Genomic DNA, 25835 nt, shown 5'->3' on the forward strand with positions numbered 1-25835 from the left:
CTCCTGATCCAAAACCCTAACGATACGCCTTATTTGCGCGGCGCCTTCAGCGCGGCATGGTAGCGGGCGACGTAGGTATCGAAATCGACGTCATCGGATTGCTCGATGCGCCGCTGTTCGGCGCTGGAGTCCAGCGCGGCCTGGCGGTATTCGGCCGCCACGTCCGCTGGCAGCGGCTGGGCCCGCAGTGACCGCGCATGCTCGCGGCTCTGGCGCAGCGAATAGTCGTGGAACGATTCGCCGCTGTCGACCAGCGCGGCCAGCAGGCGCGCCGACGGCGTGGCGTCGGGCCGGCCCAGCTTGGCGCGCTGCGCGGCCAGGCTGTCGGCATAGGCGCTGCCGCCCAGGGCCGAATCGTACAGGGCCGCGTAGGGCGCGATCTGGTCCAGCAGTTCCTGGCCCCATTGCGCCAGGCCGATGGCTTTGCCGTCGCGGTCCAGCTGCAGGCCGGGCTTGCGGCCTTCCTTGACCACGGTGGCGAAGTTGTCGGCGCTGCGCTGACAGTAGCCGTTGGCCGGGAAGAAGGGGCTGTCGGAGGCGGCGCAGAACAGCAGGAAGGCATCCACGAAGCGGCTGGTGTCGGCGTCGATGCCCACCGGCGATTCGGGGTTGATGTCCAGGCAGCGCACTTCCACGTACTGCACGCCGCGTTCGGCCAGCGCGGTGATGGGGCGCTCGCAGCGGCCGGTGGCGCGCTTGGGGCGGATGCTGGAGTAGTACTCGTTTTCGATCTGCAGCACGTTGGTGTTGAGCTGGATCCATTCGCCATTGCGATGCGTGCCGAGCTTCTGGTAGTCGGGCCAGGGCTGGGTGACCGCGTCGTACAGGCGGCCCAGGAAGGTATCGAGATCGTTGTAGCAGAGCTTGAGCTGCGACTGGGCCTTGTTCTGGTAGCCCAGGTCGCTCATGCGCAGGCTGGTGGCGTGGGGCAGGTACAGGGTGTGATCGCCCAGGCGTTGCAGGCCGTGTTCGCCATCGCGCAGGAAATCGCGGGCCAGCGCCGGCGCGGCGCCGAACAGGTACATCAGCAGCCAGGAGTAGCGCGTGAAATTGCGGATCAGGCCGATGTAGCCGCGCGAGCGGCGGTCCTGGTCGGTGCCGGGCTGGGTGTCGAGCACCGACCACAGCGCTTCGGGCAGCGAGAAGTTGTAGTGGACGCCGGCGATGCATTGCATGGTCTTGCCGTAGCGCTCGGCCAGGCCGCGGCGGTAGACGTGCTTGAGCATGCCGGTGTTGGACGTGCCGTACCAGGCGATGGGAATGTCGGCCTCGGCCGGCAGCGTGGCCGGCATCGACTGATTCCAGATCAGCTCGTGGTCCAGCACGCTGTAGACGTGGCGGTGGGTGGCGGTCAGTTCGGCCAGCAGGGCGTCGACGTTGTCGTGGGTGCCGGTGATCAGTTCGAGCAGCGATTCCGAATAGTCGGTGGTGACGTGTTCGTTGGTCAGCGCGGAACCGAGCCCGGCCGGGTGCGGCGTGCGGGCCAGGATGCCTTGCTCGTCGACGCGCAGGCCTTCTTTCTCGATGCCCCGCAGGGTCTGGGTCAGGAGCGAGCGGTTGGCCTCCAGGCGGGAGAGGCGTTGGGCGGCGGTATCAGTCACGGAATCTTCTCGATGGGGTCTGTCGCCGGATTTTACGGGGTGCTGGCCTCCTCTGCCGAGGGAGCCTGTACTGGGGACAGGGACAATTGCGCGGCGGTGCGCGCCAGCCACTCGTCCAGGTCGGCGTAGACCGGGTCGGCGATGGGGGCGGTTTCGTTGAAAATCTCGTGCCAGGCGGTGTCGTACCAGCGCAATGTCAGCAATTCGGCGGGCGCGCGCTGGGCGAACTGGCGGCTGCCCTCGGCCGCCACGATGGAATCGTCGCCGGCCACCATCAGCAAGGTGCGGCAGGACAGCAGGTGGGCTTCCCGCAGGGAATCGCGGCCGCCGTCATCGACGAAGCGGGCCAGCCGGCCGGTCATGCTGCGCCGCACCAGGGGGTCGGACCGGTAGGCCTTGACCACCGCCCGGTCGTGCGAGATGCGGGCCGGCGCCAGGCCGTGCGGAACCCGCAGGTCCGGCGCGTGCAGCGACATCCAGGTCAGGGTACGTCGCACCCACAGGGGCACGTTGACCACGAAGGGCGGCGAACTCAGCACCAGGGCGTCGATCGGGGCCAGCCGCTGCAGGGCGATCCGCACCGCCACCAGGGCGCCCAGGCTGTGGCCCAGCAGGATCGGCGGGCGGCCGTGGGCGGCGGTCCAGTCGGCCAGGCGCGCCACGGCGTCGGTTACCAGGTCCTCCTGGCGCGCCAGGGTGGCGGGCCGGCCGCCGGAGCGGCCATGGCCGCGGTGGTCGTGGGCGCCCACCGTCCAGCCGCGCGCGGTCAGCCAGCGCGCCAGCCGGTCATAGCGCCCGGCATGCTCGCTCAGGCCATGCAGCAGGTAGATGCCGGGCGTGCCGGGGCCGATGATCGGCGGGGGCACATTCGGGGCGGCGGGCCAGACATAATTGGCCAGGGGTGTGCCGTCGGGCGCTGGGGTGGTCGAAATCGGCGACAATTTGGGGCTGTCCTCGAAATGAAAAGACCGTGGGGTCTTTACGGTAATGACGATTTCATCGCTGTTTCGTTTCATGTTCAAGAAAGCCGGCCTGATTCTTGTGGTGGCCCTGCTGGCCAGCGCCTGCTCGCCCCGTTACAACTGGCGCGAAGTGGACGTGGCGGACGGCCGGGTGCGGGCGGCGTTCCCGGACCGGGTGCAGACCGAGACCCGCCAGCTGCGGCTGGACACCCATACGCTGTCGTTCACGCTGGCCACCGCCACCGTGGGCGAGGCGGTGTTCGCGATCGGATCGGCGCCGCTGCCGCCGGAGATCGCGGCCGACCCCGTGGCGCGGCAGGCGCTGGGCATGGCCCTGATGCGCTCGCTGTACGTCAACATGCAGGCGCCGCCGCCCACCGAATGGCCGCCCTACGGGCAGGACATCGACGTGCAGGGCAAGGCCATGGGCAAGCCTGGCTGGCTGCGGGCGCGGGTGTGGGTGACCGACACCATGCTGATCGAGGCGGTGGCGGCGGGCACCGAAGCCAGCCTGCCCGAGGAACGGGCGCGTGAGTTCCTGAGGTCGGTCGTGGTCAAGCCGTGACCGGATGCAGCAGCCCGCGCCGGATGGCCGTCGCCACCGCGGCGCGCCGGCCCCGCACCTGCAGCTTGCGGCAGGCGTTGCGCAGATGGAAATTGACAGTGCTTTCACTGATGTCGAGGATGCGGGCGGTTTCCCAGCTGGTCTTGCCGATGGCGCTCCAGTGCAGCGAGGCCGATTCTCGCGGCGACAGGCGGATGGTGGCGGGCGCCCGCGGCGGGGCGAAAGCGGGTTTGGCGGACATGGCGGATACGGCGTGGTGCGACTGACAAAAGACAACCCATGCTCCGGCCCGGGATGGCCGACGGACAAGCGCCGATGCCGCTACGTATCTCACTTTGAATCTCTGATGGAATAAACGGATGCTGGCCATCGCGCAGTTCTATTTGTCGGCCATCGTGCTGATGCTGCCCCTGTTGTCGTGCGTCGGCATCGGCGTGTTCTGGGGCAAGCGCGACCTGCCGTTCGGCGGCGCCTTCATCACCACGCTGGTCACGTCCGTGACCACGCCGGCGCTGGTGTTCCATACCTTCGTCACCACCCACCTGGACGACCGCGCGCTGGCCGACGTGGCGGCCGCCACGCTGCTGGCGATGCTGCTGTGCGCGCTGGCCTGCGCCGCGCTCCTCAAGCTGGGCCGCCTGCCGGTGCGCACCCTGTTGCCGACTGCCTTCCTGCCCAATGCCGGCAACCTGGGCCTGCCGATCTCGCAACTGGCGTTCGGCGATGCCGGCCTGTCGGTGGCGGTGGCGTTCTTCGCCGTCAATTCCTTCGTGATGCACACCATCGCGGTGCGGCTGCTGCCCGGGGTCAATACCAAGGGCAGTTGGAAAAGTCCGATTCTGTTGGCCTCGGTGGTGGCCGTGGCCATGCGCCTGCTGCACATTCCCGTGCCGGCCTGGTTGATCGAGACCGCCCGCATGCTGGGCGCCGTGACCGTGCCGCTGATGCTGCTAAGCCTGGGGCATGCGCTGGCGCTGATTCCGGCCAATGGCCTGCGCGATGGCGCCAAGGTGGCGGCGATGCGGCTGGTGACCGGACTGGCCGCGGGCCTGGCGATCGTGTGGATCCTCGATCTGGAGCCGGTGCTGGCCGGTGCGCTGACGCTGCAGATGGCCATGCCTTGCGCGGTGGTCAGCTACATGTACGCCAAGCGCTACACCGCAATGGGCGATACGGCCGCCGGCGCGGTGCTGGTGTCGACCGTGGTGTTCCTGTTGCTGGCGCCCCTCATGCTCTGGTTCAGCCACGGGCGGGCGTAGCCGCCGGACGGCGGCGCCAAACCCGCCGGTCCGGCTGGCCGGCGCCTGTCCAGCAACTACAGCAGCCCGTCGCGCAATTGTTCGTGGATCAGCCGCCACCAGCCGCCGCGCCGCCACGCGGCGTCGTCGCGGCGCCGCCAGGCCTGTTCCAGCAGGCGCAGGGCAGCGGGACGATCGAACCGCGGCGACGCGGGCGTTGCCGTGGGCCCGGACCGTGGCGGGAACGCGCCGCGCCGGAGGGCGTCGAGCCGGGCCCGCATTTCAGACTGGGTGTAGACACGCGGGCCGGGATCATGGCGGCCGGCCTCCGCTTGGAACCGTTGCAGGGTCGCGAGGAAATACAGGAAGTGCTCGACCCGCGTGTTGACGAACACCTGCGTGGCGCCTTCGCCGGCCGTCACCACCCGGCCATCGGACGCGACCGCGAGCCATAGCGCATCGGCCCAGGGTTCGCGCGCGATGGCCAGCACGGCGCCAGTCGCTGAGGGAAGTATCGTCGGGGGCACGAACTCGACCAAAGCCAGGGCGGGGGCGGGCCGCACCGGAAGGCCGGGGTCGAGCAGCCAGGCGCAAGCCGGGGTGTCCAGGCCGGCGCCTGCCAGCATGTCGGCGGCCAGTCGAAGGGTCCCGCCGGCATAGAGTCCGGCCAGTTCGTCGTGGTCCATTGCGGATGGGGGCGCGCCAGCCGCCGGGGCCGGACGCGCGCTTCGTGGTTGGCCGGGAATCAGGCCGCGCCCGCCATGGCGCGCAACTGCGCCATCAGCGCCTCGGGAATCTCCACCCCATGCTTGAGCGCCTCGTCGCGCAGCTTGCGGCGGCGATCGCCGGGCAGGCGCACGCCGTCGTCTTCCAGCATGGCCTCCACCAGCGTTTCGACTCTTTCCAGATAGGCCTCGTTGCCGGCCAGCGCGCCCGGGTCGATGGCCATGAAGGCCTGCCCCAGCCGCGCCGGGCCACCCTCGTCGACGAAGAACGACTCGGTCTCGAAACCGAAGTGCGAGCCGGTCAGGGCGCAGGCCAGCAGTTCGATGATCAGCGCCAGCATCGCGCCCTTGACGCCGCCGGCTGGCAGCATGCTGCCGGCCAGGCCGGCCTTGGGATCGGTGGTGGGCTGGCCGTCGGCGTCCAGCGCCCAGCCCAGCGGGATCGGCTGGTTGTCGCGCGCCGCGATCATCAGCTTGCCGCGCGCCACCTGCGACAAGGACAGGTCGATGACGATGCGGCCGCCGCCGCGACGCGGAAAGACGGCGGCGATGGGGTTGGTGCCAAACAGTGGACGCTTGCCGCCCCAGGCCGGCATGGCGGCGGGCGAGTTGCTCAGCGCCAGCGCCACCAGGCCGGCATCGGCCAGGGCTTCCAGGTGATAGCCGGCCTCGCCGAAATGGTGGCTGTTGGCCACGCCGATGAAGGCCACGCCGTGTTCGCGTGCGCGGCGGCCGGCTTCGGCCACCGCCAGCGCGCACGCCGGGAACGCCAGGCCCGAGCCGGCATCGATCAGCGCCGCGCCGCCGCGCTCGTGCACGATGCGCGGCACGGCGTTGCCGATGGCGCGTCCGGTGCGCAGGTGGCCGGCGTAGAACGGCACGCGCGACAGGCCGTGGGAACTGAGCCCCTGGCTTTCGGCGAAGACCAGCGCGCGGGCGGTGCTGTCGGCCATGGCCGGGTTGGCGCCTGCGGCGGCCAGGCTGGCCGCGGCCAGGTGTTGGAGTTCGTCCAGATAGATGTGAGCCATATCCTTCCTGTCAGGGAGGCGCGCCGCGCTTCATCGGGCACCGCCGGTAAGCGCTATTGTCACACCGGCGGCCACCATGTCGGAAACGCGGGTGTTGGCTTCCCGCGTCAGGCCGGCGATGTGCGGGGTCAGGATCAGGTTGGGCGCGCCGGCCAGCGGGCCGCCGGCGGGCAACGGTTCCTGTTCGAACACGTCCAGCGCCGCGCCGCCCAGGTGCCCGCCACGCAAGGCCGCCGCCAGCGCGGTCTCGTCGACGATGCCCCCGCGCGACGTGTTGATCAGCACCGCGCCCGGCCGCATGCGGGCGATGCGGGCGGCGTCCAGCAGGTGGCGGGTGCCGGCGGTCAGGGGCACGTGCAGGGTGACGGCGTCGGCCTGGGCCAGCAGGTCGTCCAGTTCCAGCCGCGTGGCGCCGGTTTCGGCCCAGGCGGGATGATCTGCCGGCAAGGCGGCGTCACAGGCGACGATGCGCATGCCCAGCCCGGCCGCAAGCCGCGCGGTCAACTGGCCGATGCCGCCGAACCCCACCACGCCCAGGGTGCGGCCGTGCGCCTCCAGGCCTTGCGACAAGGCCGCGCGCGGCCACTTTCCGCCCGCCACCTCGGCACTGGCGGCATAGGCGCCCCGCAGCAGCGCAAGCAGCGTGCCGATGACGTATTCCGACACCGCGCGCGCGTTGGCGCCGGTGGCCGGCACCACCTGGATGCCACGCGCGGCGCAGCCGGGCAGGTCGATGTTATCCAGCCCCACGCCCAGCCGGCCGACTGCCCGCAGGCGCGGCGCGGCCGCCAGCAGCGCCGCGTCCACCTGGCTGCGGTTGCGCACGATGAGGGCGTCGGCCTGGCCGGCAGCGCGCAGCAGGGCGTCGCGCCGCTCCACCAGGTCGGGGGCGTAGCGCACGTCGAAGCGCTGGCGCAGCGCGTCGACCGCGGGCGCGTCCATGAATTCCGAGATAAGCACGTGCATGGCGGCTCCGGCGTCAGGCGATCTGGATGTTGGCGTCGCGGATGATCCTGGCCCAGCGGTCGACCTCGGATCGCAGATAACTGCCGAATTCCGCCGGTCCGCGCGGCTGCGGCACGAAGCCCAGTTGTTGCAGGGCCTGCTGCATGGCGGGCTGCGAAATCTGTTTGACGATGGCATCGCCGATGCGCTGCACCAGCGCCGGCGGCGTGCTGGCGGGCGCCATGACGCCGGTGAAATTCTCCACGATCAGGTCCGGCAGGCCGGCCTGCGCCACGGTGGGCACGTCGGGCAGATCCCGGCTGCGTTCCCGGGTCGTGATGGCCAGCGCCCGCAACGATCCGTTCTTCACGTGCGACAGGGATTCGGGATAGTTCGAGAACACCACGTCCAGGTGGCCGCCGATGAGGTCGGTCAGCGACGGCGCGCCGCCCTTGTAGGGCACGTGCATCAGCGGCGCGCCGGTCAGCTTCTGGTACAGCGCCAGCGTCAGGTGCGGCGGCGTGCCGTTGCCGCTGGAGCCGGCCGCCAGCGGCTTGGCGGCGGCCGCGCGGGCCAGGTCGTCCATGGTCTTGATCGGGCTCTTGGCGTTGACCACCACCATGATGGGCGAGGACGCCAGGCCAGCCACCGGCGTCAGGTCGCGGGTCAGGTCGTACCCGGCCTTGCCGGCGAACAGGGTGGCATTGGCGGCGTGCGACAGGGTGATGGCCAGCCAGGTATAGCCGTCAGGCGCGGCGTGCGAGACGTGAGCGGCGCCGATGTTGGCGCTGCCGCCGGGCTTGTTCTCCACCACCACGTTCCAGCGTTCGGCGTCGCCAAGCGCCTTGCCCACCTGGCGGGCGGCCACGTCGGTCAGGCCGCCGGGCGGGAAGGGCACGACGTAGTTGATGGGGCGATCGGGCCAGTTGCCCTTCTGCGCCAGCGCCTGTTGCCACGGCGCCAGCGCACAGAGGCCGGCGGCGCCCAGCGCGCCGAGTACGCGCCGGCGTTGCGCGTCGTCGATAGGGGGGTGTTGCTCGCGGTTCATCGGTCTTCCTCCTTGGGGATGGGCGCCCGGGTAGGAATGCTTGCGCCTGTGCTGCCGTGGCGGCTTGCGCCCGGGTCTGCATGCATTTTTTGCGTGTGCTGCGAGGGACTGCGGGTGCTGCGCGAGAGCGGGGTGCTGCAAGGACTGCGGGTGCTGCGCGAGAGCGGGGTGTTGCAGGGACTGCGGGTGCTGCGCGAGAGCGCGGTGTTGCAAGGACTGCGATTGCGGCAGGGCCGCCGCCGCGACGGTCCGGCGCGCGGCGGCGCGGACGGCCGCCGCGCGCCGGGCCGGGACCCCGTCAGGCGCTTTCGAAGATGCGGGTCAGGACGAACTCGCGGTGCCCCAGGGCCTCGGCCGCGGTCCAGCGGCCGTTGGCGGTGGCCAGCATGCATTCAAGCAGCTTGTCGCCGGCCTGGTTCAGGTCGATCTCGCGCTGCAGCAGGCCGCTGGTGTCGACATCGATGTGTTCCGACATGGTGCGCACCGTGCGCGGGTTGGCGCAGATCTTGATGACCGGCAGGATCGGGTTGCCGATGACGTTGCCCTGGCCGGTGGGGAAGAAATGCACCGCGTAGCCCGAGGCCGCGCACAGCGTCACCATCTCGGCGGCGGCCGAGGACGAGTCCATGAACCACAGGCCCGGGCCGTCGGGGATCTCGGCCTTGTCGATCACGCCGTCGACGCGGCACTGCTTGCCGATCTTCTGGATGTTGCCCAGCGCCTTTTCCTCGATGGTGGTCAGGCCGCCGGCGATGTTGCCCTTGGTGGGCTGCGATTCGGACAGGTCGCTGGTCTTCCAGCGGTCGATCATGGCCTGGTAGCGGTCGAACATGAACATGAAGCGTTCCCGCACGGCGTCGTTGGCGCAGCGCTCGGCCACGATGTGCTCGCCGCCGGTCAGTTCCGAGGTCTCGCCGAACACCAGCGTCGAGCCCAGCGCGTAGAGTTTGTCGAAGGCGTTGCCGACGGTGGGGTTGGCGCCACAGCCCGAGGTGGTGTCCGACTCGCCGCACTTGGTCGAGACCCACAGGTCGGAGATGGGACACGTGCTGCGGGTGAGCGCGGTGGCGTAGTGCACGAATTCCTTGGCGCAGCGCGAGGCGCGCATGATGGTGTCGTGGTCGCCGTGCAATTCGATGCTGAAGCCCATGACCGGCTTGCCGGTGGCGGCGATGCCGTCGACCACGCGCTTGGTCCAGCCTTCCTCGATGCCGATCACCACCACCGCCGCGACGTTGGGGTTGCAGCCGGTGCCGATGAGGGTGCGGAAGTGCAGTTCCAGGTCTTCGCCGAATTGCAGGCGGCCGTAGGGGTGGGGCAGGGCCAGCGTGCCCTTGATGTTGTTGGCGACGGCCTCGGCCGCGGCGTTGGAGATGTCGTCCACGGGCAGCACGATGACGTGGTTGCGCACGCCGACCCGGCCGTTGTCGCGGCGGTAGCCCTGGAAGGTGGTCTGAGCATTGATGACGGACATGATGGTTTCCTGTGTGGGCGAAGGATCGGCTTACCAGCGCTTGGTCTTGATGTTGTGCACGTGGGCGTGCTGGCCGGCCTGGATCGGCGCGACCACGCGGCCGATGTCCACGCCGTACTTGTAGACCGTGTCGCCCACGGCCATGTCCTTCATCGCGACCTTGTGGCCGATGGGGATGTCCTGCGAGGCCCGCACATGGACGATCTTGTCCTCGTCCATGATCCAGGCATTGAGCTCCGTTCCGGCGGTCAGGCCTTCCACCACGGCGACCGCCACCGTGTCCTTGGCATCGTGCAATACGGCGTGAATCATCGTCTTCCTCTCCTGGGTGAGCGCCGCGGCGGAGTGCCGCGGGCGCTTCGGATCACAACGTCCGGCAAATCTTAGGGCGGGCTTTTTTGCATGTCAACTAAATCATATATATGAATTGTATGACTTGAGCCGAGCCCGTTCGCGCCGCTACACTGGAGGCCCGGATTTATTGCGATGCACCCATGAACACCAGCCTGTCATCGACTGTGCCTTTGGGCAGTCCCTTGTACGAGCAGGTCAAGCAGGCCGTGCTTGCCGCGCTGGCCCAAGGCGAATGGAAGCAGGGCGAGGCGATTCCGCCGGAAAAGAACCTCGCAGAGCGTTTCGGCGTGTCGATCGGCACGCTGCGCAAGGCGATCGACGAACTGGCCGCCGAGAACATCCTGGTGCGGCACCAGGGCCGCGGCACCTATGTGGCGGTGCACACCCGCAACCACCACTTCTTCAAGTTCTTCCGCATCCTGCGCCAGGACGGCCACAAGTCGTACCCGACCACCGAGCTGCTGCGCTTTCGTCGCGTCAAGGCCTCGGCCGAGGCGCGCGACAAGCTGGGGCTGCCGGCCGGCGCCTACGTGTTCGAGTTCCTCAACATGCTGTCGCTGAACGGCGACGTGGTCATGGTCGATGACATCTGCCTGCCGGAATCGCGCTTTCCCGGCATGACCGAGGCGCACCTGCGCGAGCGCGCCAGCACGCTGTATGCGCTGTACCAGGACGTCTTCGGCGTCAATGTCATCGCCACCGACGAACGCCTGCGCACCTGCCTGGCGGACCGCGCCCATGCCCGCTGGCTGGGCGTGGCCGAGGGCACGGCGCTGCTGGAGATCCGCCGCGTGGCTTATTCGTACAACCGCCAGCCGGTCGAATGGCGCATCTCGCGCGTCAATACCGAACGCTACGAGTACCTGGGCCACGAGCCCTGGGAGGCGGGGGCCTGAGGCCCCTGCCGCCTCGGAGCGGGAGCATGCGGCCGGCGGGGAAGGGGGCTGGCATTCCGATGCGGGCCTTCCCGCGATCACGGCGCTGACGGCCACGGCCGTTCCCGGCCGCTTGCCGTCCCTGCCGCCAGCAGTGCTAGAATTCCTGCCGCACTACCCAATTTTCGGCGCCGATTTGCCTGATCCGCTTGCGGGCGCCTTCCAATAAATCCAGCTAAAGAGGTCCGTATGACCACTCCTGCCCAACATTTGGCCGGTGATTCGGCCAGCGCCGCGCTCGCGACCCTGCCCGCCGCCGCCATCACGCAGTCCGACGCCGCTGATCCCGGTTCCGTCGGACTCGTCGCTCCCATCTTCCTGCGTTTCGACGAACCGCTGCCGTTGCTCAGCGGCCAGTCGCTGGCCAGCTACGAGCTGGCGGTCGAGACCTATGGCACGCTCAATGCCACGCGCAGCAATGCGGTGCTGATCTGCCATGCCCTGAACGCCTCACACCACGTGGCCGGCCAGGCCGCGGACAGCCCCAGCGACGTCGGTTGGTGGGACAACATGGTGGGCCCCGGCAAGCCGGTCGACACCAACGTGTTCTTCGTCATCGGCGTCAACAACCTGGGCTCGTGCTTCGGCTCGACCGGCCCGGCCAGCATCAATCCCGAGACCGGCAAGCCCTGGGGCGCCGCCTTTCCGGTGCTGACGGTGGAGGACTGGGTGCAGGCGCAGGCGCGGGTCGCGGACCACTTCGGCATCGAGCGCTTCGCCGCCGTGATGGGCGGGTCGCTGGGCGGCATGCAGGCCCTGAGCTGGGCCATCACGCTGCCCGAGCGCGTGGCCCATTGCGTGGTCATCGCCAGCACACCGCGCCTGTCGGCGCAGAACATCGGCTTTAACGAAGTGGCGCGGCGCGCCATCATCACCGATCCGGATTTCCATGGCGGCGACTATTACGCGCAGGAAACCGTGCCGCGCCGCGGCCTGTCGGTGGCGCGCATGATCGGCCACATCACCTACCTGTCCGACGACGACATGGCCGAGAAATTCGGCCGCGCCCAGCGCGAACCCGCCGCCAATGGCGCCTACCGCTACGGCTACGACGTTGAGTTCGAGGTCGAGTCGTATCTGCGCTACCAGGGCGAGAAGTTCACCCGCTATTTCGACGCCAATACCTACCTGCTGATCACCCGCGCGCTGGATTATTTCGATCCGGCGCGCAAGACCGGCGGCGACCTGGCGCGCGCGCTGGCGCCGGCCAAGGCCGACTTCCTGCTGGTGTCGTTCACCACCGACTGGCGCTTCCCGCCGGAGCGGTCGCGCGAGATCGTGCGCGCCCTGCTCAAGAATTCCAGCCCCGTCACCTATGCCGAGATCGACGCGCCGCATGGTCACGATGCCTTCCTGCTGGACGACGCGCGCTACCATGCCGTGGTTCGCGGCTATTACGAGCGCATCGCCCGCGAATTGGGGCTGACCGGCGCCGCTCAGACCGAAGGACGCTCCGCATGAATCCCGTGACTCCCCGTCCCGCCGTCAATACGCTGCGTCCTGACCTGGCGCGCATTGCCAGCTGGATCGAACCCGGCAGCCGGGTGCTGGACCTGGGCTGCGGCGACGGCGCGCTGCTGGCGCACCTGCGCGACCATCGCCAGGTGCGCGGCGCTGGCGTCGAACTGGACGACACCTGCGTCATCGCCTGCGTGCGGCGCGGCGTCGAGGTGATCCAGCAGAACCTGGAAGACGGCCTGGCGCTGTTCGACGACAAGCAATTCGATACCGTGGTGCTGTCGCAGACGCTGCAGTCGATGCATCGCACCGAGCACATCCTGCGCGAAATGGCGCGGGTGGCGCGCCATGGCGTGGTGTCGTTTCCCAACTTCGGCTACTGGCCGCACGGTTGGGCCATCCTGCGCGGCCGCATGCCGGTGACGGGCCAGATGCCGTATCAGTGGTACAACACGCCCAACATCCACCTGTGCACGCTGCGCGATTTCGAGCAGCTGGCTGGCGAACTCGGCCTGCGCATCCTGGAGCGCGCCACCTTCAACGAAGGGCGCGAGATCAAGGCCTTTCCGAGCTGGCGCAGCACGCTGGCGGTGTACCGCTTCGCTTCGCCCTGACATTCTGAAACGCAGGCTGACGGCCCGGGCGCCAGCGCCTAAAATGCCGCAAGCCCGCCGCGCCCGTCCGTGCGCCCGGCCGGGCCGTTTCAGGAGACCGTCATTACCGCTGTATCCAACGTCTACACCAGTCCCCGCGTCGCGCCCCTGCTGGTCCTGGGGTTCGCCAGCGGATTGCCGCTGGCGCTGACCAGCGGCACCCTGCAGGCCTGGGCCACGGTGGCCGGCGTGCCCTTGCAGCAGATCGGTTTCCTGACCCTGGTGGGCACGGCCTACACGCTCAAGTTCCTGTGGGCGCCGCTGGTGGACCGCTATGCGCCGCCGCTGCTGGGCCGGCGCCGCGGCTGGATGCTGCTGACGCAGGTGTTGCTGGGGCTGGCGATCATGGTCATGGGCACGCTGTCGCCGTCCTCGGCGCTGCAGACGCTGGCCCTGCTGGCCGTGCTGGTGGCGTTCCTCTCGGCCACCCAGGACATCGCCTTCGACGCCTATTGCACCGACGTGCTGCGCAAGGAAGAGCGCGGCGCGGGCGCGGCCATCAAGGTCATGGGCTACCGGGTGGCGATGATCGTCTCGGGCGGGCTGGCGCTGATCCTGGCCGACCAGTGGATCGGCTGGGGCAATACCTACGTGGTGATGGGCGGCCTGATGCTGCTGTGCGCGCTGGCGACGCTGTGGGCGCCCGAGCCGGAGCACGTGGCCAAGCCGCCGCGCAGCCTGGGCGAGGCCGTGTCGGCGCCCCTGCAGGAATTCTTCACCCGGCGCGGCGCGCTGGCGGTGCTGCTGCTGATCGTGCTGTACAAGCTGGGCGACGCCTTTGCCGGCGCGCTCTCGACCACCTTCCTGATCCGAGGCGCGGGCTACACGCCCACCGAGGTCGGCGCGGTCAACAAGGTCATGGGCATGGCCGCGACCGTGGTGGGGGCGCTGGCCGGTGGCCTCGTCATGTCGCGCTGGACCCTGTACCGGTCGCTGATGGTGTTCGGCCTGCTGCAAGCGGTGTCCAACCTGGGCTACTGGCTGATCGCCGTCACCCCCAAGAGCATCTGGCTGATGGGCGCGGCGGTGGGGCTGGAAAACCTGTGCGGCGGCCTGGGCACGGCGGCCTTCGTCGGGCTCTTGATGGCCCTGTGCCGCCAGCGCTTTTCGGCCACGCAGTTCGCGCTCCTGTCGGCCTTGTCGGCGGTGGGCCGGACCTATCTGGCCGGGCCTTTGACGCCGCCATTGGTGGAGCACCTGGGCTGGCCCGGATTCTTCCTGGTGACGGTCGTCATCGCGCTGCCGGGCCTGTTGCTGCTGTATCTGCTGCGCGGCCGCATCGAGGCCATGATGCAGGACGGCGACGCCTGACGCCAGGCCCGCCAGGACCCGGCGCCAGGGCGGTGGGCTACGCCTCGTCGGTCAGGCGCACGATCAGCACGTCGCTCGGCAGGGCTTCCAGCAGGCGCTCGGCAACGCTGCCGATGGCCGTGCGCAGCAGGCCGGTGCGGCCATGGGTGCCCGTGACGACCAGGTCGGAACGGTGGTTGAACGAGTATTCCGACAGCACCGTTTCCGGCTGGCCGCATTCCAGCACCACCTTGGGCGGCGCCACGTTGGCCAGTTCCGGCGTTTCGGCGATGAATTCGCGCGAGCTCTGCTCGGCGGCGTGGTAGAAGCTGCGGGTCACCGCATCGTCCGGCACGTTCTTGCCCTGGAACGGCACATCGTAGGCATGGAACAGCGTCAGGTCGGCGTTGGGCACCAGTTGCAGCGCGGCGCGCAGCGCCCGGCGCGAGCCGGCCGAGAAGTCGGTGGCCACCAGCACGTCGCGGTACGGCTTGCGCGGCCGGTTCTTGACCACCAGCACCGGCTGGCGCGCCTGGCGAACCAGTTTTTCGACGGTGGTGCCCAGCAGCAGGCGGCCCAGGGTTTCGTCGCGGGCGAGGCCGGCGATGATCAGCGAGCAGCCGAAGCTGTCGGCGGTTTCCATGATGCGCACCAGCGGATCGCCCGAGACCACCACGACTTCGGTGGCGACGCCGGCGTTGGCGAGGTCCTCGGCCAGCTCGCGTTCGGCCACCGCCTTGTGGTCGGCGGCCAGGCGGCGCCAGACCGGCGTGGTCAGGCGCGGCGACACGCCGTGACTTTCCATCACGTGCAGCACGACCAGCTTGGTATCGAGTTCCTTGGCCAGTTGCAGCGCGCGATCGAGGGCGCGATCGCCCCGCGCGCTGAGGTCCGTGGCCAGTAGGATGGGGCCAGGTTGTTGCGACATACGTTTCTCCCGATATGGGGCCTGCCGGTGGCTCCCGCTAGCCCGCCGGTGGCCGAAATCGCCCTTGCGGGCACATCCCCATTGTCCCGCCGGGGCATGGACAGGGGCTTGACCGATATCAACGCGCTTCCAGGGTAAGGGAGGATCGGGCGGGGAGCAATCGCCCGGCCCGTGGGCTGTCAATACAATGGGGCCTGCCGCGCCGCGGCTTCGTCCATCGCCCACCTGTTTCATGTTCTACGACCTTTCTCCTGCCCTGTTGCACACCTTGTACCTGGTCGCCATCGTGGCCGAAGCCATGACGGCGGCGCTGTCGGCCGGCCGGCGCGACATGGACTGGATGGGCGTCTGCATCATCGCCTGCGTCACCGCGCTGGGCGGAGGCTCGTTGCGCGATGTGCTGCTGGGTCACTATCCGCTGACCTGGGTGGTGCATCCCGAATACCTGTGGATGACGGCGGGCGCGGCCTTGCTGACCGCCCTGATCGCGCCGGTGATGCGGCGCCTGCGCAGCGTGTTCCTGCTGGCGGACGCGCTGGGCCTGGTGGCATTCACGGTCATCGGCTGCCAGGTGGCGCAGCTGATGCAGCTGCCGATCACGGTCGTGCTGATCAGCGGCATGATCACCGGCTGCGCCGGCGGGGTCTTGCGCGACGTGCTCTGCAACGAGGTGCCGCTGCTGTTCCGCAAGGAGCTGTATGCCAGCGTGTCGGTGGTGACCGGAGCGCTCTACCTGGGCGCGCAGTCCCTGGGACTGCCGGCCAACGCGGCCGTGCCCATCGCGCTGGCGGTCGGGCTGGCGCTGCGCCTGCTGGCCCTGCGCTTCAATTGGCAGATGCCGAAGTTCGTATACCGCGACGACTGGCACTGAGATTTCCCGGCACGCGCTCCTGCAACAATTTTCCTATTTGTGTTTCAATAGATTTCTAGTATCTTGTCGCTGTCGCAATACTTGCATCACGCAGTACAAGGGGAGCCGATTGGACGTCAAAGCGCCCGCCACGATTCCGTATTTCCTACAGGAACAGATTCGTGAGTTGATAGTGGATGGCACTATCAGGCCCGGGCAGCCATTGCGGGAACAGGAACTGGAGCAGCGTTTCGGCACCAGCCGCAGCCCCATCCGGGAAGCGCTGCGTCTGCTGGAACTGAGCGGCCTGGTGACCCACGTCCAACGCAAAGGCTTCCGGGTCACCCTGTATTCCGAAACCCAGATCCGCCACCTGTACAAGCTGCGCGCGGAGCTGGAGGCTTATTGCATCCGCCAGGTCGCCGAGATCGACGACATCTCGCCCCTGGTGGCCGAGCTGCGCACCTATGACGAGGCGATCGCCGCCGCCATGGCCAAGCGCGACGTGCGCGCCTATATCGCGGCGCTGCGCGAGTTCTACCTGGCCGGCGCGCGCTTCACCGGCAACGCGCCGCTGGCGGACGTGCTGACCAAGCTTTACGAGCAGGTCGAGCCGCTTCGCTACCTTTTGGCGCGGCAGACCATGGCATCGAACAACCTGCAGACCTATACGCAGGGCATCACGCAGGCCCTGGCCAGCCGCGATTTCGACCGCGCCGCCGAGCTGACGCGCAATTACGTGATCGATGTGCTGCCGGGCATCCTGCGGGCCTACCATGAGGCGTCGCTGCAGGATGCCGAAGAGGCCGCGCCGCGCTACGGGCGCGCCTAAGCCCGTGGCCGCGCCCGGCGCTTGAGGTGCCGGCGCGGCCCCGACCCTGCACAGTGAAGCACGACGGTCCGCCACCCGCGTCCGCGGATGGCGGCGCCGAGGGGTTTCAGGCGTGCGCGGCCGGCGTGCGCACGGCGATGCCGGCCCGTTCCAGCGCTTCGCGGATGGCGCGGGCGAACACCAGGGCATTGGGCTGGTCGCCGTGGATACAGAGCGTGTCGGCCTGCACGGGCACGTCCTTGCCGTCGACCGAGCGCACCTTGCCTTCCCGAACCATGCGCACCACTTGCGCCACCGCCTGGTCGACGTCCTCGATCATGGCGCCGGCGCGGGTGCGCGGCGTGAGCGAGCCGTCGTCCTGGTAGGAACGGTCGGCGAAGACTTCGTTGGCCGCCGCCAGCCCGATGGCGCGCGCGGCGTCGATCAGCTTGCTGCCGGCCAGCCCGTACAGCAGCAGCGAGGCATCCACGTCCTTGACCGCCTGGCAGATGGCGCGCGCCAGGCCCTCGTCCTTGGCGGCCATGTTGTAGAGCGCGCCATGCGCCTTGACGTGGTGCAGCCGCGCGCCTTGCGAGGCGGCCACGCCGGCCAGCGCGCCGACCTGGTAGACGGTGATGTCGTAGGCTTCGTCCGGCGTGATCGGAATCGCGCGGCGGCCGAAGCCGACCAGGTCCTGCAGGCTGGGATGCGCGCCCAGCGCCACGCCCTGCCTGAGCGCGGCGGCCACGGTCTTGCGCATGGTGGCGGGGTCGCCGCCATGGAAGCCGCAGGCAATGTTGGCCGAGCTGACGAAGGCCAGCACCGCGGCGTCGTTGCCCATGCTCCAGGCGCCATAGCTTTCGCCCATGTCGCAGTTCAGGTCGATGCTTGTGCTCATGATGGGGTTCCTGTGGAGGTTCGGGCTGTTATTCGGGGGGCGCGTGCGAGCTGGCCTCACGGGTGGCCAGGCCCCAGCAGCGCGCGCAGCGGCGCCAGCGCGTCCAGCAACTGGGCGAAGGCGCGTTCGCGCTCGCCGTCCAGGCGTTGCGCCTCGTCGAGTTCGATCATGGCGAACCGCAGCGTGCGCCCCGGCGCGTATTGCGCCAGCAAGGGCAGGTCGACGGTGGCGATCTGCGCGATCTTGGGATAGCCGCCGGTGGTCTGACGGTCGGCCATGAGAATGATGGCCTCGCCGCCCGAGGGCACCTGCACGGTGCCGAAGCAGGCGGCCTCCGACAGCATCTGGCGCGGCTGGCTCATGGACAGCGCCGGGCCCTGCAGGCGGTAGCCCATGCGGTCGGACTGCGGGCTGATGCGGAATTCCGCGCCGCCGAAGGCATGGCGGGAGGCTTCGGAGAATTCCTGCCACTGCATGCCGGGCAGGAAGCGGATGGTGTCGCGTTGCTTGTTGCCGAGCGCGCCGGGCAGGTAGATGCGCAGGTCCCACAGGGCCTTTTGCAACGCATCGAGGTCGCGGCCGGCAAGCGTGTGGCGCAGGCCTACCTGGTCGCCCTTGGCCAGCGCGCGGCCTTCGAAGCCGCCGAAGCCGCTGCGCAGATAGGTGGTTTCGCTGCCCATCACCGGCGCCAGCGCAAAGCCGCCGTGCACCGCCAGATAGGCGCGCACGCCGTTGGCCGGCCTAGCGCCAAAGGCTAGCGTGTCGCCGGCGCGGGCGACCAGCGGCCGGTGCCGGGGGATATCCTGGCCGTTGAGCGTGGCGCCCAGGTCGGCGCCCGCCAGCGCGAAGCAGGCCGGCGCGTCGAAGCGCAGCGTCGGGCCGGTCAGGGTCATTTCCAGGGTGGCGGGATCGCCGGTGTTGCCGGCGAGCGCGTTGGCCAGGCGGTGGGCGCGTTCGTCCATGGCGCCGGCGGCCGGGATGCCCTGGTGCTGGTAGCCCTCGCGGCCGCGGTTCTGGAAGCTGGACAGCATGCCCGGCTTGATGACGGCAACGCTCACGGCCGCGCCTCCCGCAGGCGTTGGAATTCGTCGGGGGTGATGGGCACGAAGCGCACCGAGTCGCCCGGTTGCAGATACGCGGCGGGGTCGCGCGCGGGGTCGAACATGGTCAGCGGGGTGGTGCCGATGATGTGCCAGCCGCCGGGCAGGCGGTTGGGGTAGATCACGGTCTGGCGGTTGGCGATGGCCACCGCGCCGGGTGGCACGGCGGTGCGCGGCGAGGCGCGCCGCGGCAGGTTCAGTTTTTCGTCGTGCACGCCCAGGTAGGCGTGGCCGGGGGCGAAGCCCAGCATGAACACCATGCTGCGCGGCCCGCTGTGCAGCGCGATGACGTCGTCGGGAGTCAGGCCGGCGGCGCGGGCGACGTCGTCGAGGTCGGGCCCGTGCTCGCCGCCGTAGCAGACCGGCACGTCGACCTCGCGGCCAGCGGCGGCGTCGGCCTGGATGCCGTCGGCCAGCAGCGCCTCGATGCGTTCGGCCAGGTCGGCGTAGGTGGGGCCGTTGCCCAAGCCGTCGGGCCGGTAATGCACCGCCACCGCCACGAACGACGGCACCACGTCAGTCACGCCCGGCAGGCCGGCGTCGCGCAGCTTGCGCGCCGCCGCCAGGCAGGTGCGGCCGATGGCGGCGTCGATCTGGTCACCGAAAGAGACGATCAGGCAGCGGTCGCCCTGGGGCTGGATGCGCCAGGCGGTTTCGGCCGGAGAAGAAGTGTCTGATGTAGCGTTCAACGGCACGAAACCTGTAGAGACGGATTACTTGGCGAACAACGAATCCAGGTTCTTGAACGCCTTGAATTCCAGCGCGTTGCCCGACGGATCCAGGAAGAACATGGTGGCCTGTTCGCCGACTTCGCCCTTGAAGCGGATGTAGGGCTCGATGACGAATTCGGTGCCGGCATCGGTCAGGCGCTTGGCCATGGCTTCCCATTGTTCCATGGAAAGCACCGCGCCGAAATGGCGCACGGGCACATTGTGCGAATCGACCGCGCTGGTGGCCTTGTGGCCGCACTCGCTGGGCGCCAGGTGGGCGACGATCTGGTGGCCGTAGAAGTTGAAGTCGATCCATTCGGACGAGCTGCGGCCCTCCGGACAGCCCAGCTTTTCGCCATAGAAGGCGCGGGCTTCGGCCAGGTCGCGGACCGGGAAGGCCAGGTGGAACGGCGGCAGGTTGGTTTGAGCGGTCATGAAAAGCTCCGGATAAGGCGGAAAAGGTAATTCAGAATGCGGACCGTCACCATCGGGGCGTGTCCGGAGTCGATAGTTTATGAATTGTTTTTTTGATTGAAAAACGATATTTTTTGTGTCTTAGCATCGAAAATATTGATCGTGATCAAAGAATTCAAGACCTTCATCGCCGTGGCGCGCGACGGCACTTTCACCGGCGCCGGCGCGCAGCTGGGCCTGACCCAGTCCGCCGTTAGCGCCCAGATCAAGCGCCTGGAGGACTACCTGGGCGTGGCGCTGTTCGACCGCAGCGCGCGCGCCGCCGTGCTGAACGACCATGGCCGCGAGATGCTGCCGCAGGCCGAGGAACTGGTGGCCATGGCCGAGCGCATGGCATCCTCGGCCGGGGCCGGCCATGTCAGCGGCTCGCTGCGCATCGGCGCCATCGCCTCGGTGCAGCAGGACCTGCTGGTGCGGGCGCTGGGCGAGTTCCGCGCCGGCTATCCCGACGTGCGGGTGCGCATCGTGCCGGGGGTGTCGCTGTCGCTGCTGGGACAGGTCGACGCCGGCGAGGTCGACATGGCGCTGCTGATCCGACCGCCGTTCGCGCTGCCGCCGGAGCTGGGCTGGCAGCCACTGCTGCGCGAGGAAGTGGTGCTGGCGATGCCGGCCGCGATGCCGCCCGCGCCGTGGCGCGAGGCGCTGGCCGCGCAACCCTTCATCCGCTACGACCGCGCCTCCTTCGGCGGGCGCGTGGTGGACCTGTTCCTCAAGAAGCAGCGCATCACGGTGCACGAGGCGGTGGAGCTCGATGAGATCGAGGCCATCGCCAACCTGGTGCGGCACGGTCTGGGCGTGGCGCTGTTGCCGCGATTGCGCGGGCTCGATCTGGACGGCCTGCGGCTGGTTTCGCTGGGCGAGGCGGCGTTTCACCGCGAGATCGGCCTCATCGGGCGGTTGCCGTTCGATGCGGGCAGCGTCCGCGGCAAGATGGCCGAGTGCCTGGCGCGGGCGGCGGGGGCCACGGTGGCGCCCTGAGCCAGCCGGGTGGCCGAGCACCGCGCGGCAAGGTCCTGCGGCGGCCGGGGCATGGCCATGCCTTCCGGCCGCGTTGTCCGCGACCGCGCCGCCTTGGCGTCGTTAACGCCATGCATGAAAAAGAAAGGCCCGCGCAAGCGGGCCTTTTGCTGGCTTGAATCCGCTTACAGCCGGTCGCAACGCACCGTGATCGGGTGATCGCGCAGCGTCGTCATGACCAGGTCATCGACCTGGCCTTCGACGTCGGTGATCACGTAGCCGATCTGGCCCTTGGTCTGCAGCGTCTGGCTGACGATGTTCAGGCCGTGCTGCGCCATCAGATTGTCCAGCGTGCCGAGCGCGCCGGGGGCGTTGCGGTGCACGTGCAGGATGCGGGTGGCGCCGGCCGGCTCCAGGTAGGGCAGCTCGGGGAAGTTGACCGCGCCCTTGGTGGTGCCGGCCTGCAGGAAGCGCACCAGCTTCTCGGCCACTTCGCGGCCGATGTTCTCTTGCGATTCCTGCGTGCTGCCGCCGATGTGCGGGGTCAGGATGACGTTGGGCAGGCCGATCAACGGACTGGCCAGGGGTTCGTCGGCGCCCTTGGGCTCGGTGGGGAACACGTCGAGCGCGGCGCCCGCCAGGTGGCCGGACTTGAGCGCGGCGTGCAGGGCGTCGATGTCGACCACGGTGCCGCGCGAGGCGTTGATGAGGATGGCGCCGCGGCGCATGCGCGCGATGGTCTCCGCATTCATGATGTTCTCGGTGGACTTGCCGCCGGGCACGTGCAGGGTGACCACGTCGGCCTGTTCCAGCAGGTCGTTGAGCGAGCCGGCCGGGCGGGCGTTGCCCAGCGGCAGCTTGGCTTCGACGTCGTGGTAGATGACGCGCATGCCGAGGCCTTCGGCCAGCGTGCTGATCTGCGAGCCGATGTTGCCGTAGCCGACGATGCCGAGCGTCTTGCCGCGGGTCTCGAAGGCGCCGGCGGCGCTCTTGTCCCAGTGGCCGAGATGGACGCGGGCGTTCTTCTCGGGAATGCGGCGCAACAGCAGGATGGCTTCGCCCAGCACCAGCTCGGCGACCGAGCGGGTGTTGGAGAACGGTGCGTTGAACACCGGGATGCCGCGTTGCATGGCGGTGTCGAGGTCGACCTGGTTGGTGCCGATGCAGAAGCAGCCGACCACGCGCAGGTCGGGGCTGCCGGACAGCAGGGCGGCATCCAGGTGGGTACGAGAACGGATGCCCGCGACGTGGGCGCCGCGCAGGGCGTCCTGCAGCTGCGCCGGCGGCAGGGCCGCGGCATGCGTGACGATGTCGGTGTAGCCGGCGGCTTCGAAGACGGCGCGGGCGCTCGGGTGGATGTTCTCGAACAGGACGATGTGTGCCATGACTGCCAGGGGTCGGGTGAAGAATGCGTTTTATTTATTGTGGCGCATTTTTGCTGCGGTGCAAGAGGTACCCATTGCCCGGGTGGGGGTGAATTGTTTCAGGCGGGTGGTCGGGGCTTGCCCGGCCACGGCCTTCAACGATACGCCTGGAACACCTTGGCGCCGCCGCGCTTGTCCACCAGCAGGACATCGTGCGGGGTCTTGCGGCCGCCGTATTCGGGGCCGTCCATGCCGGGCGAACCCAGCGGCATGCCGGGGGCGGCCAGGCCGGCGGCATCGGGCTTTTCGAGCAGCAGGCGGCGCACGTCGCTGGCCGGCACGTGGCCCTCGATGGCATAGCCGTCCACCACGGCCGTGTGGCAGGAGCCGTAGTCGGCCATGCCGGCATTGCGGCGCACCGCGCCGGTGTCCTGCACGTCGTGGGTGGTGACCTCGAAGCCGTTGTCGCGCATGTGCTTGACCCAGTCTTCACAGCAGCCGCAGGTGGGGGTCTTCCAGACCTGCACCTTGGGCGCGGACTGGGCCTGCGCGAGGAGCGGGGCATACAGGGGCAGGGACAGGGCGGCCGCCAGCAGCAGGCGGGCAGGGGTGAGGTTTTTTTTCATGGGTCTCCGCGAGAAGGATCAGAACCAGAAGCGCACGCCCGCCAGCACGGCGGCCTGCGAGCGACCTTGGCCGGCGGCGGAGGCATAGTCCGCGGTGCGGCCGAACTTACGTTCGAAGGATACCCCGACGTAGGGCGCGAACTGGCGCGTGACCTCGTAGCGCAGCCGCAGCGACAGCGAACCGCTGGACAGGCCCGCGCCGATGCCGCGCGCGGGGTCGTTGCGGCCGTAGGCGCTGGCCTCGATTTCGGGCGTGAAAATCAGACGTTGGGTAAGCAGCAGGTCATACTCGGCCTTCATGGCCAGCGCGGTGCGGCCGGACGGCCCGGCGTAGGCGGTGGTCTCGAACTCGATGTTGTAGGGCAGCACGCCCTCGATGCCGAGCGCGGCCCAGTTGCGCTTGGGGCCGGTGCCGACGTCGCGGCGCGCGCCCAGTTGCAGGTCCCAGAACGGCGAGATGGCGTGGCTCCAGAAGGCCTCGATCTTGGCTTCGGAGCCGCCGCCGCTTTCGCGCTCGCCTTCGCTCTTGAGCACCAGCCGGTCGGTGGCGGTGCCCCACCAGAAGCGGCCGTCCCATTCCAGCGCGTTCTGGCCGTCGCGGTTGCGCGACCAGCCGAACTTGTCGAACAGCAGCCGCGATGAAGCATCCTTGTCCATCATGTGCGGGTGGATGCCGTAGCTGTCGTAGCCGCGCGGGCCCGCGCCGTCGCTGGACGGCAGGCTGCCGACCGGCGGGGCGGCGGCGGGCGCGCCGTGGTCCATGCCGGGCATGGCGGAATGATCCATGGCGGGCGGCATCGCGGGCTGTGGCTTGGCGCCGTCGTGATTCATGCCTGGCACGGCGGAATGGTCCATGGCGGGCGGCATTGCCGGCTGTGGCTTGGCGCCGCCGGGATTCGTGCCGGGCATGGCGGAATGGTCCATGCCGGGTGGCATCGCGGGCTGGGGCGGGGCGCCGCCGGGGTTCATGTCCGGCATCGAGCCATGATCCATGCCGGCGTGGTCGCCCGCGGCCTGGCCGAGGGCCGGCTGGCCGGCCAGGGCCGCCAGCAGGGCGCTGGCCAGCGCGGCGTGGCGGACCGGGGGAAAAGGGATGCGCATAGTCCGGTTTCTCATCGCCTACTCCACCACGACCGCCCTGAACATGCCGGCCTCCATGTGGTACAGCAGGTGGCAGTGGTAGGCCCAGTTGCCGCGCGCATCGGCGCTGACGCGGTAGCTCAGGCGCTGCGCGGGGTTGAGCGACAGGGTGTGCTTGCGCACCTGGAAGGCGCCGTCGGGCGATTCCAGGTCGCTCCACAGGCCGTGCAGGTGGATGGGGTGGGTCATCATGGTGTCGTTGACCAGCACGAAGCGCACGCGCTCTCCATGGCGCAGCACGATGGGCTTGGCGTCGGAGAACGTCACGCCGTTGAACGACCACATGTAGCGCTCCATGTTGCCGGTCAGGTGCAGTTCGATCTCGCGGGTCGGCGCGCGGTTGTCGTCGGGTTCGCGGATCGAGCGCAGGTCGGCGTAGGTCAGCACGCGGCGGCCGTTGTCGCGCAGGCCGATGCCGGGGTCGTCCAGGCGGGTGGACACCACGTCGGGCAGCATCGAGTTGCCGGGGCCGCGCTCCTCGGGATAGGGGTGCCTGACCTCGACGATGCCGCCCTGGCCGGCGCCGCTGTCGTGGGAGCTGCCATGGTCCATGCCGGGCATGGCGCCGTGGTTCATGCCGGCCATCGCGGCGGGGGCGGCGGCCGCGGCGCCGTGGTCCATGCCAGTCATTGCGTCGCCGGGAGCCGCCGCCGCCGCGCCGCCATGATCCCTGCCGCTCATGCCCGCCATGTCGTGGCCGCCTGCGCCCATGTCGTGCTTCATGCCCATGTCCATCATGCCGAGCAGTTGCACGCGATCGACGGCCGGCACCTCGGCCTGCATGCCGGGACGCGGCGCCAGGGTGGCGCGGGCGTAGCCGGAACGGTCCATGGCCTGCGAGAAGATGGTGTAGGCGCGGTCCTCGGCGGGCTCGACGATCACGTCGTAGGTCTCGGCCACGGCGATGCGGAATTCCTCCACGTCGACCGGCCGCACGTCCTGGCCGTCGGCCGCCACCACCGTCATCTTCAGGCCGGGGATGCGCACGTCGAAGTAGGTCATGGCCGAGCCGTTGATGAAGCGCAGGCGCACGCGCTCGCCCGGTTTGAACAGGCCGGTCCAGTTGCCGGCGGGCGTCGCGCCGTTGGTCAGGAAGGTGTAGGTGGCGCCCGATACGTCCGCCAGGTCGGACGGGTTCATGCGCATCCGTTCCCACATCAGGCGCTCGGACAGCGCCGCGCGCCAGCCCTTCTCATCCGCCTCGCGCATCAGGCCCTGGACGCTGGGCTGGTTGCGGTTGTAGTAGTCGGGCATGGCCTTGAGCTTGTCGAACACCCGCATCGGATCTTCGTCCGTCCAGTCCGACAGCAGCACGGTGTAGTCGCGGTCCGCGGCGATGGGGTCGCGCCGCTTCGGGTCGATGACGATGGCGCCATACAGGCCGGTCTGCTCCTGGAAACCCGAATGGCTGTGATACCAGTAGGTGCCGCTCTGGCGCACGTCGAAGCGGTAGGTGAAGGTCTGGCCGGGATCGATGCCCGGGAAGCTCAAGCCCGGCACGCCGTCCATTTCCGTGGGCAGCAGGATGCCGTGCCAGTGGATCGAGGTCTGTTCGCGCAGGCGGTTGGTGACGTGCAGCGTGACCGTGTCGCCCTCGCGCCAGCGCAGCAGCGGGGCCGGCACCTGGCCATTGACGGTGGTGGCGATGCGGGCCGCGCCGGTGAAGTTCACCGGGGTCTCGCCGATCTCCAGGTGGAATTC

27 protein-coding genes and 1 riboswitch are annotated in these 25835 nt (G+C 69.2%); of the genes, 9 read left to right on the plus strand and 18 right to left on the minus strand.

The window, feature by feature from the left end; all coding sequences use genetic code 11:
* Positions 1–29: 29 nt before the first annotated feature.
* Together gshA and AruCF_RS01405 are read right to left on the minus strand one after the other, a co-directional pair.
* Positions 30–1601 carry a glutamate--cysteine ligase gene (gshA, locus tag AruCF_RS01400; protein ID WP_049070899.1) on the minus strand — a complete coding sequence of 524 codons (1572 nt, stop codon included), beginning with the start codon at positions 1599–1601 and terminating at the stop codon, positions 30–32.
* Positions 1602–1633: 32 nt separating this feature from the next.
* Positions 1634–2542, minus strand: a complete 909-nt coding sequence (locus AruCF_RS01405) for an alpha/beta hydrolase (RefSeq protein WP_049070901.1) — start codon at positions 2540–2542, stop codon at positions 1634–1636.
* A gap of 46 nt (positions 2543–2588) precedes the next feature.
* Between AruCF_RS01405 and AruCF_RS01410 the strand changes: the two genes are divergently transcribed.
* Positions 2589–3128 (plus strand): hypothetical protein, encoded by a 540-nt coding sequence (locus AruCF_RS01410; RefSeq protein ID WP_049070903.1) that lies wholly within the window; start codon positions 2589–2591, stop codon positions 3126–3128.
* Here the strand turns inward: AruCF_RS01410 and AruCF_RS01415 are convergent.
* Positions 3118–3369: a helix-turn-helix domain-containing protein gene (locus AruCF_RS01415; protein ID WP_049070904.1), complete on the minus strand. Its 252-nt coding sequence runs from the start codon at positions 3367–3369 to the stop codon at positions 3118–3120. The genes AruCF_RS01410 and AruCF_RS01415 overlap by 11 nt on opposite strands.
* 118 nt (positions 3370–3487) lie before the next feature.
* On the opposite strand from AruCF_RS01415, the gene AruCF_RS01420 reads away from it, so the two are divergent.
* The gene (locus AruCF_RS01420) at positions 3488–4387 is read left to right on the plus strand and encodes an AEC family transporter (RefSeq protein ID WP_049070905.1); all 900 of its coding nucleotides are present in this window, start codon (positions 3488–3490) and stop codon (positions 4385–4387) included.
* A 56-nt stretch (positions 4388–4443) separates the two neighbouring features.
* On the opposite strand, the gene AruCF_RS01425 is transcribed toward AruCF_RS01420, so the two are convergent.
* The 6 genes from AruCF_RS01425 to AruCF_RS01450 form a co-directional block, all read right to left on the minus strand.
* A complete protein-coding gene (locus AruCF_RS01425) occupies positions 4444–5052 on the minus strand; it encodes an SUKH-4 family immunity protein (protein WP_049070907.1) in 609 nt (202 codons plus the stop codon).
* Positions 5053–5111: 59 nt separating this feature from the next.
* On the minus strand, positions 5112–6119 hold the full coding sequence (locus AruCF_RS01430; protein ID WP_049070908.1) for an Ldh family oxidoreductase: 1008 nt from the start codon (positions 6117–6119) through the stop codon (positions 5112–5114).
* Positions 6120–6149: 30 nt separating this feature from the next.
* Positions 6150–7085 carry a hydroxyacid dehydrogenase gene (locus tag AruCF_RS01435; RefSeq protein ID WP_049070910.1) on the minus strand — a complete coding sequence of 312 codons (936 nt, stop codon included), beginning with the start codon at positions 7083–7085 and terminating at the stop codon, positions 6150–6152.
* Between the two features lie 13 nt (positions 7086–7098).
* The gene (locus AruCF_RS01440) at positions 7099–8112 is read right to left on the minus strand and encodes a Bug family tripartite tricarboxylate transporter substrate binding protein (protein ID WP_049070912.1); all 1014 of its coding nucleotides are present in this window, start codon (positions 8110–8112) and stop codon (positions 7099–7101) included.
* Positions 8113–8410: 298 nt separating this feature from the next.
* On the minus strand, positions 8411–9586 hold the full coding sequence (locus AruCF_RS01445; protein WP_006386837.1) for a UxaA family hydrolase: 1176 nt from the start codon (positions 9584–9586) through the stop codon (positions 8411–8413).
* Positions 9587–9616: 30 nt separating this feature from the next.
* On the minus strand, positions 9617–9898 hold the full coding sequence (locus AruCF_RS01450) for a UxaA family hydrolase (protein WP_049070913.1): 282 nt from the start codon (positions 9896–9898) through the stop codon (positions 9617–9619).
* Positions 9899–10080: 182 nt separating this feature from the next.
* Here AruCF_RS01450 and AruCF_RS01455 point away from each other — a divergent pair, with 182 nt between their 5' ends.
* The 4 genes from AruCF_RS01455 to AruCF_RS01470 all read left to right on the plus strand — a co-directional run bounded on the left by AruCF_RS01455 (position 10081) and on the right by AruCF_RS01470 (position 14297).
* Positions 10081–10836: a GntR family transcriptional regulator gene (locus AruCF_RS01455; protein ID WP_049070914.1), complete on the plus strand. Its 756-nt coding sequence runs from the start codon at positions 10081–10083 to the stop codon at positions 10834–10836.
* Positions 10837–10993: 157 nt separating this feature from the next.
* Positions 10994–11075, plus strand: a riboswitch (SAM riboswitch).
* Positions 11065–12336: a homoserine O-succinyltransferase MetX gene (metX, locus tag AruCF_RS01460; protein WP_049070916.1), complete on the plus strand. Its 1272-nt coding sequence runs from the start codon at positions 11065–11067 to the stop codon at positions 12334–12336. Its footprint overlaps the riboswitch before it by 11 nt.
* Positions 12333–12947, plus strand: coding sequence for a methionine biosynthesis protein MetW (gene metW / locus AruCF_RS01465; protein ID WP_049070919.1), 615 nt, complete (start codon positions 12333–12335; stop codon positions 12945–12947). The genes metX and metW overlap by 4 nt, the downstream gene beginning before the upstream one ends.
* Before the next feature lie 102 nt (positions 12948–13049).
* Positions 13050–14297, plus strand: a complete 1248-nt coding sequence (locus AruCF_RS01470; protein WP_063569501.1) for a muropeptide transporter — start codon at positions 13050–13052, stop codon at positions 14295–14297.
* 37 nt (positions 14298–14334) lie between these two features.
* Here AruCF_RS01470 and AruCF_RS01475 read toward each other — a convergent pair whose 3' ends face one another.
* Positions 14335–15204, minus strand: a complete 870-nt coding sequence (locus tag AruCF_RS01475) for a universal stress protein (RefSeq protein ID WP_049070920.1) — start codon at positions 15202–15204, stop codon at positions 14335–14337.
* Between the two features lie 232 nt (positions 15205–15436).
* On the opposite strand from AruCF_RS01475, the gene AruCF_RS01480 reads away from it, so the two are divergent.
* A complete protein-coding gene (locus AruCF_RS01480; protein WP_049070921.1) occupies positions 15437–16075 on the plus strand; it encodes a trimeric intracellular cation channel family protein in 639 nt (212 codons plus the stop codon).
* Positions 16076–16160: 85 nt separating this feature from the next.
* Positions 16161–16886 carry a GntR family transcriptional regulator gene (locus AruCF_RS01485; RefSeq protein WP_049077407.1) on the plus strand — a complete coding sequence of 242 codons (726 nt, stop codon included), beginning with the start codon at positions 16161–16163 and terminating at the stop codon, positions 16884–16886.
* 106 nt (positions 16887–16992) lie between these two features.
* On the opposite strand, the gene AruCF_RS01490 is transcribed toward AruCF_RS01485, so the two are convergent.
* Genes AruCF_RS01490 through AruCF_RS01505 form a run of 4 tightly spaced genes read right to left on the minus strand, consistent with a single transcriptional unit; the run spans position 16993 to position 20008 of the window.
* A complete protein-coding gene (locus AruCF_RS01490; RefSeq protein WP_049070923.1) occupies positions 16993–17763 on the minus strand; it encodes a LamB/YcsF family protein in 771 nt (256 codons plus the stop codon).
* A 56-nt stretch (positions 17764–17819) separates the two neighbouring features.
* A complete protein-coding gene (locus AruCF_RS01495; RefSeq protein ID WP_049070925.1) occupies positions 17820–18821 on the minus strand; it encodes a 5-oxoprolinase subunit C family protein in 1002 nt (333 codons plus the stop codon).
* Entirely contained in the window at positions 18818–19552 is a 735-nt protein-coding gene (gene pxpB, locus AruCF_RS01500; RefSeq protein WP_049070926.1) for a 5-oxoprolinase subunit PxpB, read from the minus strand. The genes AruCF_RS01495 and pxpB overlap by 4 nt, the downstream gene beginning before the upstream one ends.
* 24 nt (positions 19553–19576) lie before the next feature.
* Positions 19577–20008: a VOC family protein gene (locus AruCF_RS01505; RefSeq protein ID WP_049070928.1), complete on the minus strand. Its 432-nt coding sequence runs from the start codon at positions 20006–20008 to the stop codon at positions 19577–19579.
* Positions 20009–20149: 141 nt separating this feature from the next.
* Between AruCF_RS01505 and AruCF_RS01510 the strand changes: the two genes are divergently transcribed.
* The gene (locus tag AruCF_RS01510) at positions 20150–21025 is read left to right on the plus strand and encodes a LysR family transcriptional regulator (protein ID WP_049077409.1); all 876 of its coding nucleotides are present in this window, start codon (positions 20150–20152) and stop codon (positions 21023–21025) included.
* 164 nt (positions 21026–21189) lie between these two features.
* Here AruCF_RS01510 and serA read toward each other — a convergent pair whose 3' ends face one another.
* The 4 genes from serA to AruCF_RS01530 form a co-directional block, all read right to left on the minus strand.
* Positions 21190–22389, minus strand: a complete 1200-nt coding sequence (gene serA / locus AruCF_RS01515; RefSeq protein WP_049070930.1) for a phosphoglycerate dehydrogenase — start codon at positions 22387–22389, stop codon at positions 21190–21192.
* Between the two features lie 134 nt (positions 22390–22523).
* On the minus strand, positions 22524–22994 hold the full coding sequence (locus AruCF_RS01520) for a DUF411 domain-containing protein (RefSeq protein ID WP_049070932.1): 471 nt from the start codon (positions 22992–22994) through the stop codon (positions 22524–22526).
* Positions 22995–23012: 18 nt separating this feature from the next.
* Positions 23013–24095: a copper resistance protein B gene (locus AruCF_RS01525; protein ID WP_144419070.1), complete on the minus strand. Its 1083-nt coding sequence runs from the start codon at positions 24093–24095 to the stop codon at positions 23013–23015.
* A gap of 18 nt (positions 24096–24113) precedes the next feature.
* On the minus strand, positions 24114–25835 hold a 1722-nt coding region (locus AruCF_RS01530), incomplete at its 5' end, for a copper resistance system multicopper oxidase (RefSeq protein WP_254431164.1).

The organism is Achromobacter ruhlandii (genome assembly GCF_002082135.1).
Taxonomy (GTDB): domain Bacteria; phylum Pseudomonadota; class Gammaproteobacteria; order Burkholderiales; family Burkholderiaceae_B; genus Achromobacter; species Achromobacter ruhlandii.